General features: G+C 72.8%; 10 protein-coding genes. 5 read left to right on the top strand and 5 right to left on the bottom strand.

Annotated elements, in window-relative coordinates:
• The 3 genes from AOK23_RS05610 to AOK23_RS05600 form a co-directional block, all read left to right on the top strand.
• A partial coding sequence (locus AOK23_RS05610; RefSeq protein ID WP_055711631.1) for an alpha/beta hydrolase occupies positions 1 to 848 on the top strand: 848 nt, incomplete at its 5' end.
• A 122-nt stretch (positions 849 to 970) separates the two neighbouring features.
• Positions 971 to 2,206 carry a PucR family transcriptional regulator gene (locus AOK23_RS05605; RefSeq protein ID WP_055711630.1) on the top strand — a complete coding sequence of 412 codons (1,236 nt, stop codon included), beginning with the start codon at positions 971 to 973 and terminating at the stop codon, positions 2,204 to 2,206.
• Between the two features lie 167 nt (positions 2,207 to 2,373).
• Entirely contained in the window at positions 2,374 to 3,015 is a 642-nt protein-coding gene (locus tag AOK23_RS05600; RefSeq protein ID WP_055711629.1) for a cutinase family protein, read from the top strand.
• Positions 3,016 to 3,132: 117 nt separating this feature from the next.
• Here the strand turns inward: AOK23_RS05600 and AOK23_RS05595 are convergent, their stop codons facing one another.
• Together AOK23_RS05595 and AOK23_RS05590 are read right to left on the bottom strand one after the other, a co-directional pair.
• Complete coding sequence (locus tag AOK23_RS05595; protein ID WP_055711628.1) at positions 3,133 to 4,854, bottom strand: hypothetical protein; 1,722 nt, start codon at positions 4,852 to 4,854, stop codon at positions 3,133 to 3,135.
• Between the two features lie 111 nt (positions 4,855 to 4,965).
• Complete coding sequence (locus tag AOK23_RS05590; RefSeq protein WP_055711627.1) at positions 4,966 to 5,565, bottom strand: hypothetical protein; 600 nt, start codon at positions 5,563 to 5,565, stop codon at positions 4,966 to 4,968.
• Positions 5,566 to 5,935: 370 nt separating this feature from the next.
• Between AOK23_RS05590 and AOK23_RS05585 the strand changes: the two genes are divergently transcribed.
• Entirely contained in the window at positions 5,936 to 9,088 is a 3,153-nt protein-coding gene (locus tag AOK23_RS05585) for a glycoside hydrolase (RefSeq protein WP_055711635.1), read from the top strand.
• A gap of 256 nt (positions 9,089 to 9,344) precedes the next feature.
• Here the strand turns inward: AOK23_RS05585 and AOK23_RS05580 are convergent, their stop codons facing one another.
• A complete protein-coding gene (locus tag AOK23_RS05580; RefSeq protein ID WP_055711626.1) occupies positions 9,345 to 9,806 on the bottom strand; it encodes a MarR family winged helix-turn-helix transcriptional regulator in 462 nt (153 codons plus the stop codon).
• A 117-nt stretch (positions 9,807 to 9,923) separates the two neighbouring features.
• Here AOK23_RS05580 and AOK23_RS05575 point away from each other — a divergent pair, with 117 nt between their 5' ends.
• Complete coding sequence (locus AOK23_RS05575; RefSeq protein WP_055711625.1) at positions 9,924 to 10,313, top strand: hypothetical protein; 390 nt, start codon at positions 9,924 to 9,926, stop codon at positions 10,311 to 10,313.
• Between the two features lie 114 nt (positions 10,314 to 10,427).
• Here AOK23_RS05575 and AOK23_RS44525 read toward each other — a convergent pair whose 3' ends face one another.
• Both AOK23_RS44525 and AOK23_RS47705 read right to left on the bottom strand, forming a co-directional pair.
• Positions 10,428 to 12,713: a protein NO VEIN domain-containing protein gene (locus AOK23_RS44525; protein ID WP_157877950.1), complete on the bottom strand. Its 2,286-nt coding sequence runs from the start codon at positions 12,711 to 12,713 to the stop codon at positions 10,428 to 10,430.
• On the bottom strand, positions 12,626 to 15,844 hold the full coding sequence (locus tag AOK23_RS47705) for a sacsin N-terminal ATP-binding-like domain-containing protein (protein WP_157877949.1): 3,219 nt from the start codon (positions 15,842 to 15,844) through the stop codon (positions 12,626 to 12,628). Before AOK23_RS47705 ends, AOK23_RS44525 begins: the two co-directional genes overlap by 88 nt.
• Positions 15,845 to 15,923 lie beyond the last annotated feature (79 nt).

Genomic DNA, 15,923 nt, shown 5'->3' with positions numbered 1-15,923 from the left:
CCTCCGGAGCCGCCGCCACCCGCCTCGGCCCCCGCACCCTCGACGTCTCGCTGCCCTCCGCCGCGCTCGGCCGCAGCGCACCGGTGCGACTGATCCTGCCGTCCTCGTTCGGTACGCGGCCCGACCGGACGTACCCCGTGCTGTACCTCCTCCACGGCGCCCACGACGACTACACGTCGTGGACCCGGGAGACGGACATCGAGGCGTTCACGGCGGGCCGGGAGCTGATCGTGGCGATGCCGGACGCAGGGCCCACCGGCATCCCGACGGTCTGGCGCAGCGGCGCCGACTACGAGAAGTTCCAGCTGACCGAGGTGCCCGCGCTGCTGGCCCGTGACTACCGGGCCTCCGGTGTCCGTGTCGTCGCCGGGGTCTCGACCGGCGGTTACGGGGCGATGGCGCACGCGGCCCGGCACCCGGGGATGTTCACCGCGGCGGCCTCCTACAGCGGCATCCTCGACACGACGGCCCCCGGTGTGCCGACGCTGATGGACGCCATCGTGGCCCGCGAGAACCTGGCGCCCCTGTCCCTGTGGGGCAACCCCTTCCTGAACGCGCTGACCTGGCGGGACTTCAACCCGCGCTCCCGTGCGGCGGGCCTGCGGGGCACCGCCCTGTACGTGTCGAGCGGCAGCGGGGTGGTCGGCGGCGTCGGCGACTGGCTGCCGGAGGCCCTGGAGAGCGCGCTGTGGCCGTCCGCGCACGCCTTCACGGACACGCTCGCCCTGCTCAGGGTCCCGGTGACGACCCACTTCTACGCGGGAGGAGGGCACAGCTGGGCCTACTGGAAGCGGGAGTTCACCGCGTCGTGGCCGATGCTCGCGGGTGCGCTGGGGGTGCCGGCGTGAGGGCGGTGCCGTCGGGGCACGGAACGGAGCGCGGGGGACATCCGTCCAACCCGGGACTTGTCCCTCGCCCCACGGGCACCGGCCCGAGGGTGAGCCGCTTCCGGGTGAAAGGAGGGCCGGCCGTGGCTGCCCCCACCCCGCCGCACGCCGTACCGGACGGCCTCGGCGCCACCCCCGTACCCCCCGATCTGGCCACACTGCTGCGCGACCAGCTGGAGGCCGTCGCCGACGAGGTGGAGGAGGAGGTGCGCCGACAGGTCCCGGAGTACGCCCGGCCGGCGGACGGGACGTACCGCGCGCACCTCAGGGCGGGTGTCGTGCAGGCGCTGACCCTGTTCGTCGACCACATCGCCGATCCCCTCGGCCAGGGCGCGGCGATCACCGCGACGTACTACGAACTGGGGCGCGGCGAGGCGCTGGAGGGCCGCGGTCTGGAGGCGTTGCAGTCCGCGCTGCGGGTCGGCGGTCTGCACGCGTGGCGCCTGATGGGCCGTACGGCGGAGGACCTGGGCCTGGACTCGGGGGTCGTGGCGGCGCTGGGCGAGCTGGCGTTCCGGACCGTGCACGAGGTCGCCGAGGCGGCCGCCGCCGGTTACGCGGAGGCCCGGCCGCACAGCGCGGAGGAGGTGGAGCGGCGCCGCAAGCGGCTGCTCGATCTGCTGCTGGGCGAGGGCCCGGTGTCGCCGGAGGCCGTGCAGGACCTGGCGCACGGGGCCCGCTGGTCGGTGCCTCGGCAGGTCGCAGTGGTGGCGCTCGCGGCGACTCCGGACCAGCGGGAGGCGGACCGTCCGCTGGCGGCGGCCGGGGCGCTGGTGGACATGGATTCCCGGCCGCCCCGCATGCTGGTGCCCGACCCGGACGGCTCCGGGCGTTTCGGCGGGCGGGCGTTCACCCTGGCGTTGCGCGGCCGGCCGGCGGCGATCGGCCCGACGGTGCCCGTGACGGAGGCCGCCCGTTCGCTGCGCTGCGCGACCCGGGCCCTCGGTCTGATGGGGCGCGGCATCCTGCCCCGGCAGGGCGTGGTGCGCTGCGCCGACCATCTGTCGACGCTGCTGCTGTACGGCGACGAGGCGATGCTCGGGCACCTGCGGGCTCGGGCGCTGGCCCCGCTCGACACGGTGTCGGAGGGGCAGCGCTCACGGCTCGCGGAGACGCTGCTCGCATGGCTGCTCGGCGGCAGCAACGTGCCCGAGGTCGCCGCCCGACTCCACATCCACCCGCAGACGGTCCGCTACCGCCTGCGGCAGCTGGAGAAACTCTTCGGTGACGCCCTGCACGACCCCGACGCGCGGCTGGATCTCATCCTGGCCCTGCGCGCCGAGTCGCTGGGCGACCAGGACGCCGCAGCCGCGCCATGACCGCGGCGACGCCCGCGGCCCGCGCTCGTATGCGACCGCACTCACCGTGCCACAAAAAGGCGGGGAAATTCTGAATTCCCGGCCATAACAAAGGAACTGGCAGAGCGAATACGTTCGGGGACGTCCTTTCCACGGCGCGCAACGCGCCCCACCCGCAAAGGATCCCCATGCGTATCCGCTTGTGTCTCGCCGCGCTCTCACTCGTCGGCGGGGCCGGACTCGCCACCCTCTCGGCGCCCGCGGCGACGGCCGCGGCCTGCACGGACCTCGATGTCGTGTCGGCGCGCGGCACGTTCGAGCCGGGCACGCTCGGCTTCATCGTCGGCGACCCGGTGTATTCCGCGCTGCGGCAGAAAATCAGCGGCAAAACCCTCTCCAGCTACAAGGTGAACTATCCCGCCGACCTTTCCCCCACGTCGGCCGCGCAGGGCAACGCCGATCTGGTGAACCATGTGAGGAGTCAGGCCGCCTCCTGCCCGAATCAGCGTTTCGTTCTCGTCGGCTATTCGCAGGGCGCGAACGTCGTCGACAACTCGATCGGGATCAGCAGTGCCGGCGCGGTCGTCGGAAGTCCCATCGTGGCCACCATCCCGGCCGCGCTCGAACCGAGGGTGGCGGCGGTGCTGCTGTTCGGCAACCCCATCCGGGCCATCGGCAAGAGCGTCACCGGCGTCTACCAGAGCCGCACCATCGACTTCTGCGCCGCCGGTGACCCGATCTGCGAGAGCGGCGGCGGTGACGTGGGCGCACACCTCAGCTATCGGGACGACGCCGACGCGGCGGCCGCCTTCGCCGCGGGCAAGGTCTGAGTCCGCCTCCGGCCCGGTTCCCCGTGTCCGGGCCGGACGGCGGCCGTACAGGCCGGTGACAGGGCGAAGGGCCCGGGAGGGGTTTCCTCCCGGGCCCTTCTTCCTTGGGGGCGATGGTTACTCGGGGTCGCGGGCGAACTCCGTGAGGCTCGTGGAGACGGGTTCGGGCCGCCCGTCGTTCTGGACGGGCGCGGCGGTCAGGACGTCGAGGTGCTGGTAGCCGGGCGCGATGACGGGGTTCAGGTCGGCGGGGACGCGGCCCGCGAGGAGTCCGTCGCCGGCGAGGACGGTGAGGGTCGGGTCGGCGGTGAGACCGTCGGGGTGGACGATCAGCCGCTTCACCTGGGGCGAGCCGGACAACTGGAGGTCGGTGACCAGCTTGGTGGGGAAGTACTGCTCGGTGAAGTCCAGCGGCTGCTCGGCCAGGCTGCGGGCGAGTTCCTGGATGTCGGTGACCTCCTTGCCGGCGTCGGTGAACGGGGTTCCGTCGGCCGACCGGTATCCGGGGTCGTCGGGGTCGCCGACCCGGTCGTAGGCGCGCCAGGTGTAGAGGGGCCCACCGGGCCGGTCGGGGATGGCCTTGTACTCGCCGCCGAACAGGCCGGGTCGGCTCTCTCCGCCGTTGGCGACGGGGAAGCTCTTGTCGACGACGGGGCCGCCGTCGAAGAAGCCGACGCTGCTCTGGAGGAAGGCGAGCGGTACGGAGTGGTCGTCCATGAGGGCGCCGAGGACCGCCTGGTTGGTGAGCCGGAAGTCCCGCACGGCGGGCGTGCCGGTGAGGAAGGCCGCGGTGTCCTCGGAGAACAGGAAGCGGTTGGTCGCCTCGATGTTGGCGTTGCGGGGCAGATAGTGCGGAAGGTCGGCCTCGCCGCCGGGGTCCCGCAGGGCGCCGAGTCCCGCGATGGCGAGCAGGGTCATGGTCTCGGGGTTCAGCAGCACCGGCGCCGACAGGGTGCGGGAGAGGACGCCGCTGTCGAGCCCGGCCTGGATCACACCGTGGCCGAGCCCGATGTCTGGCAGGTTGGTGTCGTCGGGGATGCTGCCCTGGAGGTCGGCGAGCGAGGTGGAGACGGTGGTGTCGAGGGCGAAGTAGCCGGCGCACTGGCGGTGTCCGGCGTCGGCGGTGGTGGCCGGGTTCCCGTCGAAGTCGGCGGTCGCGAAGTACCCGGTGATGACGCCGCCCAGCGAGTGCCCGCCGCACAGCACCTTCCGATCGCGCAGCCGCTGGTCGGGCAGTTCGGCGGTGAGCAGGTCGTACTGGTCCCGTACGGTGCGTTCGATGCCGAGGCGTGCCATCCACCCGAGGCGGCTGTTCTCGACGTATCCGGGGAAGGTGCGGCCGTCGACCGGCTTGCCCCGGTAGTAGTAGTCGACGGCCGTGTGCTGGTCGCCGGAGGCGATGCCGGCGTGGTCCTCCAGGCAGTTGGAGCGCCGGTCGAGGGCCCAGAACTCGATGTGCGTCCCCTGTGCGGCGGCGCGGGCCACGGTGGTGCGGGCGACGCTGTCGAAGGCTCCGGCTCCCTCCAGGATGCCGGGCTGGGCGACGAGGATCCGGTCGGCGTCGGCGGAGTCCGCCGGTCCGCCGGTGGCCCGGTAGCGCAGGTACGACAGCCAGTCGCACGCCGCCGGCCGTGCCCCGAAGGAGGCCGGGAGCGGCGCCCTCACCCGTACGACCGTCTCGGTGACCCCGTCGGCCGGACCCGACGACGTCACCGGGGTCTCGGTCCGCGCGGTCGCGCCCCGGGCGTCCGGGGCGGCCCCGGTGAGCGCTCCGGTGGTCAGCAGCACCGCCAGCGCGGCGCTTCGCCACGTTCTCTTCCTGCTGCGACTCGTGTTCATGGGTGGGACGGTAGGACCGCGAGGACCGCCCGCCCCGCCCATGCTCACAAGAACGCAGCGGCCGGTGGCGCCTTTGTCATCAGGCACCAACTGTCGGCGCGTCCGCGCCGATCACAGTCCGTCGCGCACCATGGCGGCGACGATCTGGACGTGCCGGTTGGCCGCCGTGCCGGAGAACTCGTTGTCGTAGTTCAGCCCGTAGGGCCAGAAGTGGCCGCCGCCGGTGGAGATCCTGGCGCTCGCCCCGTCGAACTGCCGCACCAGCGCCGTGGCCTGTCCGCCGGTCCAGGTTCCGCCTCCGCCCAGCCGCGACCAGCCCGAGCTGGTGCCGACGCCGATGGTGTGCGCGATCTCGTGCAGGGCCGTCCGCTCGTTCATATAGCCGCGGTTGCCGAAGCGAATGGTGCCGTTGATGTTGCCGTCGGCGGTGGGCACGCCGGGGTCGTAGCGGACGGTGATGTTCTTCCCCAGGTCGCTGAGGTTGTTGTAGCGGGCCACCGCGGCGTTCATGGCCGAGGTGATCAGGGCGTACGCCGTCCGCTGGTCCTGCGTCGGGTTGCTCGCCCGTTGCAGGGTCCAGGTGATGGTCGCCGCGGCGGCCCTCTCCTGCGCGACGGGCACGGGCGGCGGGGCGGCCTGGGCGACACCGGTACCGGCCAGCAGCACGGCGGCCAGCACACCGACGACCGCCTTCCTACGGGGTGAACGCATGAGGGGTCCTCCTGTGGGGGGATCCGTCGCCCGGGGGTGGCGACGGTGGAGCAAGAGGCGGCCGCGAGCGCCCGGACGGCTGCCGTCGCCGTCGGAGTGACGGGCCGTTGACGCACAGCGAGAAAGCGCTTTCCATTCTTCACGCATGCTAAGGAGGTGTTTTGGACATGTCAATGAACTCGACAAGGGGCGGTCCGTCCGACCGCCGGTCGAAGCGCGACCGAAGAAGCCGCCCTCCGTCTTGACGTGTTCATTTCCGTCATCAAGCATGCCCAGAGCGCGATTCCTTCTGATCGGTTCTGCTCAGCTCTGTGTTGTGGAAGGGAGTGCCGTGTTCCAACGGCATCGCATCGTCCGGGCCTTGGCGCCCATGGTTCCCCTGGTGCTGGGCGCGGGCCTGGTGGCCGCGCCCCCGGCGGTCGCCGACACACCGGCCCCGGCGGCGCGGAGCGGAGTCACGGTACGGATCGATCCCTCGTACCGGCAGCAGGAGTTCGAGGGCTGGGGCACGAGCCTCGTCTGGTTCGCCAACGCGACGGGCCGCTACCCGGAGCCCATCCGAAGACGACTCGTGGACATGCTGTTCGACGACGACGGACTCGCCCTCAACATCGCGCGCTACAACATCGGCGGCGGCAACGCCCCGGACGTCCGCAAGGACTACATGAAGACGGGCGCGACCATGGAGGGCTTCTGGAAGGCCCCAGAGGGAACCACCCGGCAGGACATGGAGTGGTGGGACCCCGACAACCCCGACCACTGGAACTGGGACGCCGACGCCGGCCAGCGCTGGTGGGTGGACCAGGTCAAGGACAAGGTCACCAAGTGGGAGGCGTTCAGCAACTCCCCGCCCTGGTTCCAGACCGTCAGCGGCTATGTCTCCGGCGGCTTCGACGCGAACACGGACCAGATCCGCGCGGACCGCGTCGATCAGTTCGCCACCTATCTCGTGCGCGTCACCGAGGAACTGGAGAAGGCGCACGGCATCGACTTCGACACGATCGCACCCCTCAACGAGCCCAACACCAACTACTGGGGCACCCAGATCGGCGCGAACGGCCAGCCCACCGGAGGCCGCCAGGAGGGCGCGCACGCGGGCCCGGCGCTCCAGCAGAAGGTCGTCCGCGCGCTCGACAAGGCGCTCGACGGGGCGAGGACCGACGCCGAGATCTCGGCGATGGACGAGACCAACCCCACGATCTTCACCCAGAACTGGAACGCCTACGACGCCTCCGCGCGGGCGGCCCTCCCCCAGCTGAACGTGCACACCTACGGCACCGGGATGCGCACCAGCGCCCGCGACATCGCCAAGGGCGCCGACAAAAAGCTCTGGATGAGCGAGGTCGAGGGCACCTGGGGCACGGGCACCGACTTCACGGGCATGGAGCCGGGGCTGGGCATCGCCTCACGCATGGTCGACGACATGCGGGAACTGGAGCCGTCCGCCTGGGTGTTCTGGCAGCCGATCGAGGACTCGATCCCGCAGGCCGCGGCGGGCAAGAACTGGGGCAGCATCCACGTCCCGTTCAACTGCACCGCCGACGACACCCTGGAGACCTGCCCGATCCGGGCGAACTCCAAGTTCCACACCATCCGCAACTTCACCCATCACATCCGCCCCGGCGACAGGTTCGTCAAGGTCGACGACCCGTCGAGCGTCGCCGCGGTGAAGAAGTCCGGCCGTGCGGCGACCGTGGTCCACGTCAACAGCGGCGCCACCGGCCGCTCCGTCACCCTCGACCTCTCGCGCTTCGGCACGGTCTCCCCCGGAGCCACCGTCACGCCCGTGGTGACCAGCGCCGACGGCGCTCTCGTGCGCGGCACCCCGGTCCGGGTGACCGACCGTTCGGCGACGCTCGACGTCCCCGCCAAGTCGGTCACCACGTTCCTGGTCAAGGGCGTCGGCGGGGTGGCGAAGGACGCCGCCCTGGTGCGGCCCGGTCATGTCTACCGGCTCCAGGGCGCCCAGAGCGGCAGGTCGCTGGCCCCGTCGGAGGACGGCACCGGCGTCGTCCAGCGCACGAACGACCCCGGCAGCGCCCGGCAGTTGTGGTCGGTGCGGCAGCTGACGCCCGGCACCGGCAACCGTGAACGGTACGCCCTCGTCAACGCCGCCACCGGCACGCGCCTCGCGGTGCGCGACAATCAGGCCGTCCTGGAGGGCGCGGCGGCCGGCGAGGTCCCCGACGCCGCTCAGTGGCTCATGTCGACGACCGGCGACGGCACCTGGACCTTCGTCAACGCCGCGACCGGCCGTCTGATCGACGTCACGGGTCAGTCGTCCGCCGACGGCGCCAAGGTGTCGACGTACACACCGACCTCGGCGGCCAACCAGCGCTGGGCCGTGACCGACGAGACGGTGCTGCGCACGGAGCGGGCCGAGGTGTTCACCGTGCCGGGGCTGCGGCCGACGATGCCGGAGACGGTGACGCCGGTGTTCCGGGACGGTGCCCGCGGCTCCCTGCCGGTGGTGTGGGACCTGCCCTCGGACCGGCGCTGGAAGAGGCCCGGCACGGTGCGCGTCGAGGGCGAGGCGACCGACGCCCTGGGCCGCAAGCTCCGGGCGAAGGCGCTCGTCACCGTCGACACGATCGCCTCTACACTGCCGGGCCGCGCCAAGACCCATGCCGGCGGCGCGCCGGAACTCCCGGCCACGGTGATCGGCGTCGGCCGGCACGGCGGCCGCACCGACCTTCCCGTGACCTGGGAGGCGGCCCCCGCCGGGGCCTACGACAAGGCCGGCGTGGTGAAGCTCTCCGGTACCGCCCGTGTCGTCGGCGGCGACGAGGTCGACGCCACCGTGCGCGTCCAGGTCACCGAGGCCACGCAGACCAACATCGCCCCCGACCCGGAGGTCTCCGTCGACGCCACGTTCACCGAGAGCGGCTACTCGGCGGAGCGGCTGCGCAACGGCGACCGGTCCGAGAAGGCCTGGTCCAACTGGAGATCGGGCACCAAGAACCCCTCCGACACCCTCACCTTCACCCTGCCGAGGGCCCGCGACCTGACGCGCGTCGTCACCCACTTCCACCGCGACGGCGGCAACGTCTCCTTCCCGGAGAACCTCAAGGTCCAGGTACGCGCCACCGCCGACGGACCCTGGACCGACGCGAGCGACTCCGTCCCGGTCGGCACCGAGGGCACACCGGTGATCGACGTGCCCCTGCAGACAGGACCGGCCATCGCCGTCCGTGTGGTCATGACGGCCCGCCAGGGCGGCTACATCACGATGAGCGAGATCGAGGTGTACGCCAAGGCCCCCGGCCGCTCCACGGACCCCGCCGCGGCCTCGATCGAGGTGGCGGGCGAGCCGATCGCGTCCTTCGACCCGGACACGACGACCTACCGCGTCACCACGGGCCACCCGCGCCGGGCCGCCGTCACCGCCACGGCCCGCGACCCGTACGCGACCGTCACCGTGGACCGCACGGGCACGGGCGACCGGACATCGGCCGTCGTCACGGTGACCTCCGAGGACGGTTCCCGGACCCGCAGGTACCGGATCGACCTCGTACGCCGCTGAGGCCCGCCCCCGCAAGGGGCCGCAGCTCGACCGGACCGCTCGTCACCCTCCCCCGTCCCCTCGTGGGCGACGGGGGAAGGTGACGGCAGCGCCTAGTGCTGTGACCGGAAAGGTTCACCGGCTCGCGACGCCCGGCACGGCACCTCGCGGCGTTGTCGCATGACCCGAGTACATCCAGTACGCGGGTCATGCTCCGCCTTGCGCGGCACCGCACCGGACGCCGCGAGCTTTCCGGCAAACCTTTCCGGTCACAGCACTAGCGGGACTCCTCCAGGAAGGTGCGGGCCACGTCGCCGGCGCGGGTGAACCAGTCGGTGAGCACGGCGAGTTCGTCGGGGGTGTAGCCGCCGAAGAGTTCCGCTAGACGCTCGTAGAACGGGCCGTAGAGGGTCATCGCCTGCTCGGCGGCGGTCGGCTGGGCGACCACCAGGACGCGACGCCGGTCGGCCGGGTCCGGCTTGCGGGCGACGAAGCCGCGGCCTTCCAGGCGGTTGAGGACGCCGGTGATCGCACCGGTCGTGACATGCGCACGAGTGGCCAGGTCACCGGCGGTGACCGGGGTCTCCCCTGCCTCCAGGACGTAGGCGAAGCAGACCAGGTCGGTGACGCTCAGGCCGAACCGGCGCGCGAACTCCTGCTGTCCCACGATCATCGTCGCGATCATGCGGTCCATGGCGCCGATGGCGTCCGGGACGGTGGGGTGGCGCTCGGCCTCCATTGAAATGTGCCTCCGGGACAGGCTAGATTCCTTAGCTACTAAGATATTACAGTCCGGCGCCGTAGGCGTGGCCACGGCATGCCGTGGCGCGCCCCGGCGCGCGAGGGGAGCAGACACATGAGTCTCTACGACGAGGGCCACACCGTGGCCGGCTGGACGGGCACCGCGATCGGCACGGCCGGTTCCGTGGCGCTCGGCATGGGCGTCTGCGGCTGGGCTCCGGGCCTCCCGTTGGGCATCGCCGTCTCGGTCGCCGCGCTCCTGGTCACCTGGGTCCTGCACCTCGCGGGCTGGGGCAAGCCGCCGGGGCCGCGGCCGAGGGACCAGTGGGCTCTCGGCGCCCGCGACCGCTCCGTCCGCGGCGGTCACCCGGGCTGCCTCGGCTGCCGTATGGCCGGCCGCCGGGGCCCTCGGACGGCCGACCTGCCCGAGCCCGCCACGTCGACCACGACCGCACCGGCCGCCACCGGCACGGCCGCGGTCTCCACGGCCGACTCGTCGTCCTGAACCACCGGGTGCCGGCGTGGTGGCCGCGGCCCCGGTGAGGCTCCGGCCACGGGAACCCGGGGCTCCGGTCACGGCCCGACGCGGCGCTCCGGTCACGGGGTCGCCGCGCCGCGGTCACGGCCTCAGGGAGTTCGGCTGCGGTCGGCACTGGTAGCGCAGGCCCTTGCCCACGATCCGGAACCGCTCGCGGCCGGCCGCCGAGAACGGGTTGGGCAGGTCGAACACCTGACGGTGCTCCGGGTCCAGCGCGGAGGTGACCAGCAGGATCCGGTAGCGGCCGCCGCGGGCGTGACTGCGGGCGGCCTCCACCTCGGACGGCCCGAGCTCGAACTCCACGCGCTCACCGGCGCGTTCGCTGAGCGCCTTCACCTCGTACAGCCGGGTCGTGGTGGAGCGCAGGACGACCTCGAAGTCGTACCCGAGGCCGTCCGACGCCTCCCGGTCGCCGTTGATGACGGCGGCGTACCCCGACCGCCAGCGCACCTCCGTGTAGTGCCGCTGGAGCCACGCCCGTGCGGCGACCTCGCCGACCAGGCCGATGGCGGACCGCTGGTCCTCGCTCACCTGGTGCAGCCGGGCCACGACGACCCGCGAGGTGCCGGAGCCCCCGCCCCGCCCGGACCCGGTGGCCGGGGCGACCGGGTCGAGGCGCACCTTCCCCGACTGGGCGAGGAACGCCTCGTCGACGGTCCTGGAGGCGAGGTCGGCGATGGCGGAGAAATGGTCGCGTCCGACGGCGATCTCCTTCTCCCCGATGGTGATCGTGGCCGGCCCCGCCGCACGCGACCCGGCGGTGCCCGGCGCCGGGCCGGGCCGGGGTGCCAGGTCGGCGGGGGTGAGACCGAGGAGCCCGGCGTCGGCGGTGAGAGGCATCCCGGTCGGCCATCCCACCGCGCTGCGCACCGTGTCGAGCAGCCGCTCCTCGGTCAGCTCCAGCAGGTCGCCCAGGCCGGAGCCGTCGAGGAAGGTCCGCGCCTCCAGCAGGGGCGCGCCCAGCCAGCCGTGCGGGACGGCGGCCCCGTGCCGGCGGCACCATGCGGACACCAAGGGGGACAGCGCGGGGACCAGGGAGTCCAGTGCGGCGGTGTTGCGTTCGCGGAGCAGGTCGACGGGCGGGAGTTCGGTGGGCCGGTCGAGGTCGTCGTCGGCGCCGTGCGCACGCAGCCAGTCCTGGACCCTGACCCGCATCTCCTCCTCGGGCGGGGTGACGAACCGGGGCAGCCAGGCGGGGTCCGGCAGCAGGTCGTGGAGTCGGCGGGCCGCCGCGTACACGGAGAGGTCGCCGCCCTCGCGGGCCGCTTCCGTATGGCGTTCCCGCAGCCTGTCCACCAGGGTGCCGGCATGGGTGCGGACGAAGTCGCCGAAGGTCTGCTCGTGCAGGTCGGGGTGGGAGTAGGGGGCGTAGCCGGGGCCGAGGGTGGCGAGCGCCTCGTTGAACCGCCGGAAGTCCAGGCCGAGTTCGTCGCGGAGTTCGGCGGGAGTGGTGCAGGAGCGGGCGAGGGCGACGAGGTCGGCGGCCGGTACGGGCAGCGCGGCGGCGTGACCGTCGACGATCCGGACCAGCTCGTCCTCGCCGGCCGCCCGGCCGAGCGCCCGCGCCGCGTCCTCGTCCCAGGCGGGGCCGAGGAGGCAGCACAGGGCGGGGCGCAGCAGCCGTACCGTGTCGTGGACGTCTCCGGTGAGATTGCGCCGGATCTCGGCGACCTTGGCCTCGGTCGTGTCGAGCGCCATGGCCAGCGTCCGGTCGTCGATGTGCTCGGGGTCGTGGGCGCCGAAGTGCCGTTCGAGTTTGACGAGGATCAGCTCCAGGGCGTCCTGGAGGGCCGGCCTGTCCAGGAGTTGGGCGAGCGCGGAGGTGCACGCCTGCAGTTCGTCCCAGCCCTCCTCGCCGCGCCAGACGACGACGGTCGGGTGGTCGGGGTCGGGCAGCGGCAGGGCGCGTGTGGTGGGCGGCGGCGCGGTGAGCACACCCGAGACGACGACCTCCACCTCGTCGGCGCGGACGAGCCGCACGGTGCGCAGCCGCTCCAGCAGGGCCCGCACACCGCGCTCGCTGCGGCGGGCGAACGCCCCGGACTTCAGCTCCACGGCCAGGGCAACGACCGTGACGAGCCATTCCCGGCCGGCGACGAGGGTGTCGGCGTCCCGGCCGGGGGTGATCGGTTCGCCGTCGCGGTGGCGGACCTGGACATCGGTCGTGGAGGTGCGCAGGGTGCGGATGCCGTGCCGGTCGGCCAGCTCCACGACGGCGTCGCCGCTGTCGGGTCCGGCGACCAGCACGGGGTGGCCCGCCAGTTCGACGAGCGCCTCCTTCAACGGCGCCTGTTCGTCGCAGACATGGAGGGGCACGTTCTCGGCCTGCGGTACGAAGGTGCCGAGGGCGTTGCCGCGGCTGACCACGAGCCGTACCTCCTCGCCGGGGCCCACGGCCAGCGGTCGCGCTGTGCGAGGTCCGACCACGCCCGCGCGTAGTGCTTCCTGAAGGAGACGGTGAGGTACGACGGCACGTCGCCCCGGTGGAGGATCTGGGCGAGGTGTCTGACGGCCGCTCCGGCGTGCCGGGGGTCCTCCCAGGCGCGCAGTCCGCACTGGCGCAGCCGTGCGACGGCCTTCCCGTCGGTGAGGAGCCGCCGGGTGTGGAGCGGCAACGACGGGACGAATCCCGGCAGTTCCCCCTCCGTGCTGTACCAGGCCCCGCCGGGGGTGACGAAGGCCGGGCCGTCGCCGCCGGCGTCCTCCACGGGGAGCCAGGGCGTACGGCGGAGGAAGGACGCGAAGGGGGTGGGCCAGATGTGCTCGTCCCTCTTCTGCGGGTGCTGGGGCCGGTACAGGGTGACCTGGAACGCCTCGTCGGCCCAGGTGCGCAGGCCCAGCAGGAGCAGTTCCGCGAACTCCCGCCGGGCCGCGGGTCCGAGGCCCGCCACCTCGGTCGCGCCGGGCAGATGGGCGGGCGGCCGGGCGAACACGTACGGCGTCCACGGGTGCGCGAACCTGCTCCACCCCGACTGCACGTCCGCCACCCATGCCGGACCGAGGTCGCCGAGCCCGAACCGCAGGGCCAGGGCACGGGGTGCGAGGTCGTTGCCGTCGTGGACCCCGAGCCGGTCGCCGACGGTGGACAGTCGCAGTCCGTCGACCACGCCGACGGCCGTGAGGAACTCCAGGTACGCGTCGCGGTCCCGTACCGGCGCCGGCCAGTCGTCGGGTCCGCTGATCCAGCGCCCCCGCTGGGCCGCCAGTTCCGGCACCCGGGAGCCGCCCGCTTCGAGGAACCGCTCCAGTCGTCTCGCGCCCTCGGTGCCCCAGCCCGGTGAGAACGAGCACTGTGCCGCTCGCGCCCAGCCGCCGTCGGCGAGCGGCACCCGGAAGGCGATCCTCGACAGCCGCTCGCGCTGGACCCGGGTGAGCAGGGGGAACTGCCGCAGTGCGAAGGTGAGGGCGTCACGGCTGAGGGCGTCGGAGGGCCGTGCCCGGAGCAGGTCGTCGAGCGCGTCGACGACCTGGTCCAGCTGGTAGGAGCGCACCAGGCCGCCCCGCAGCAGGAAGTCCCGTCCGGGGCCCTCCCAGGGGATGTCCGGGTGGGTGAAGCAGATACGGCGGCGCAGCGCCTTGAGGTCGCCGGGGACGCGGGTGACGGCGTCGCCGTGTTCGTCGCCCGGGTGGAAGAAGACGGTGCCTTCCTTCTTCTCCCTTCTGCCGGGGTCCGCCGCGCCGCCGAGCGCCGGGCGCAGGTCGCCGTCCTGGTCGAGGACGATCCGTCGGCCCCGCAGCAGGGTGGGTTGGCCGGTGAACGCGTGGGAGAGGTCGTTGTAGAAGTCGGCCCAGCGCGGGCCGACCGCCGTGGGGCCCTCGTCCCTGAGTTTCTCGGCCACGGCCTCGGCCCATCCGGCGGTGCGGACCAGCGGGGGCCGCATGGCCCGGGTGACGACCTGCTTGGCGAGCCGGTCGACGCGGGTGTGGCGGGCCTGGCCCACGGAGGTGGCCAGCAGCGGGGCTCCCGCCCCGGCGAGCGCCTCGGCGGTGAGCACGCGCCAGGGGCGTCTGCCGTCGGGCCAGGCGTAGGTGTCGCGCAGGGCTCCCCAGTCCTCCCCGCCCTCCAGGGGGAGGAACGGCTCGTCCGCGAGCCGCCCCCGCACGGCCTTGTCCAGGCGCGTCGGCGTGTCCCAGCACATGAGGTCGAGGACGAGGTCGCCGGCGTTGCCGTGCGGTGCCTCCGTGCGCAGCCGTCGCCCCAACTCGACGCAGAGCAGGGCCACCTGGTCGAGGAGCAGGTCGTTGAGGGGCACCGCCTCGCTGATCTCCAGACGGGCGAGCCTGGTGAAGAAGGGGGCGTGGACATGGGCGGCGAACGGCGCGGGGGACGCCTCGCCCATGGGGATGAAGGTGTACATCCGGCCGCTCCCGGACATCGGCCGGTCCTGGCGGAGCGCGACGCCGACCCATGCCTCGCCCTGCCAGTCCAGCCACTTCTCGTCGATCCCGTGGACCTGGACGCTGCGCTCGATCGCCGCGCGCAGGGCCTCGGCGTCGAGGCTCCGGCGGGCCAGCAGATAGCGCCCGGCGTCGCCGAGGTCGACCTCGCTGACCCAGTCCTCCGGCCGGGACCCGACGAGTTCGCAGACGCGCCGGGTACGCGACAGCACGTGCCGTGCGCCACCCCCGCTGGTGGCCTTGTCGGCCGCCCCCGCGTCCTCCTGGGCCTCCCCCGTGTCCTCCTCGTCGCGGATCTCGACGACCAGTTCCCCGACCCGGTCGAGGAAGAGCAGCAGCGGTGCCTCGTCGTCCACCACGTTCGCGGTCTGCGCGAGCACCAGGTCCCAGGCGTGGTCGTCGCTCAGCGGCAACCGTACGACGGTCGAGTAGCCCTCGGCGGCGAGTTCCTTGAGCACGGGGTCGGTGACCTCGATCGGCACGGGCAGGTGCAGCGGGGAGATGTCCCTGGCCGCCCTGGCGGCGAGGTCCGGGTCGTCGAGGAGGGCATGGAGGTCGTCCGGCCGGGCGAAGCGGAAGCAGTAGCCGTCGAACGTTTCGGAGCCGGGCGAGGCCTTGGAGTAGATCTCGGGCCACTCGGTGAGCTGGAGGACGCTGCGGAAGCCGAGCCCCTTGTTGCCGATGCCCTCCCCCGCTCCCTTGCTGGAGAGGGCCAGTTCGGTGATGGCCCGGAAGTTCTCCTCGGTGAACCCGGTGCCTTCGTTGGCGACGTACAGGACGCCGCCGCCCTCGTGGCGGATCGCCAGGACGGCGATCCTGCCGGTGCTGCCCGCGGCCAGCGCGTCGTGGCCGTTCTGGATGAGTTCCAGGAGGGTGCGGCCCTCGTACTCCTTGGCGGTGTCCCCGCTCACGGACTTCAGGCTCTCGGCGAACCGCCAGTCGTCGCCCGCGCCGTCGTAGATCTCGATCCGCCGTCGGGTCAGGGCGGTGATCGCGTTCCCGAACCCCGCGCCCGTACCGCTGCCTTGCATGCTGGTGATGGCCGTGCCCCCTCGCTGAACCGGCGTGCGTCCGCGCTGCCTGCCGGGAATCGTGCTCACGAGTGTCACCGGAAAGGGGCGCCGACCATATTTTCCGGCCAATTCCTTGAAAGCGCACACATGTCACTGTGCGAGGGCG

The sequence above is a fragment of the Streptomyces torulosus genome (assembly GCF_001419765.1).
Classification (GTDB): Bacteria; Actinomycetota; Actinomycetes; order Streptomycetales; family Streptomycetaceae; genus Streptomyces; species Streptomyces torulosus.
This window is presented reverse-complemented; position numbering and strand designations above follow the sequence as displayed.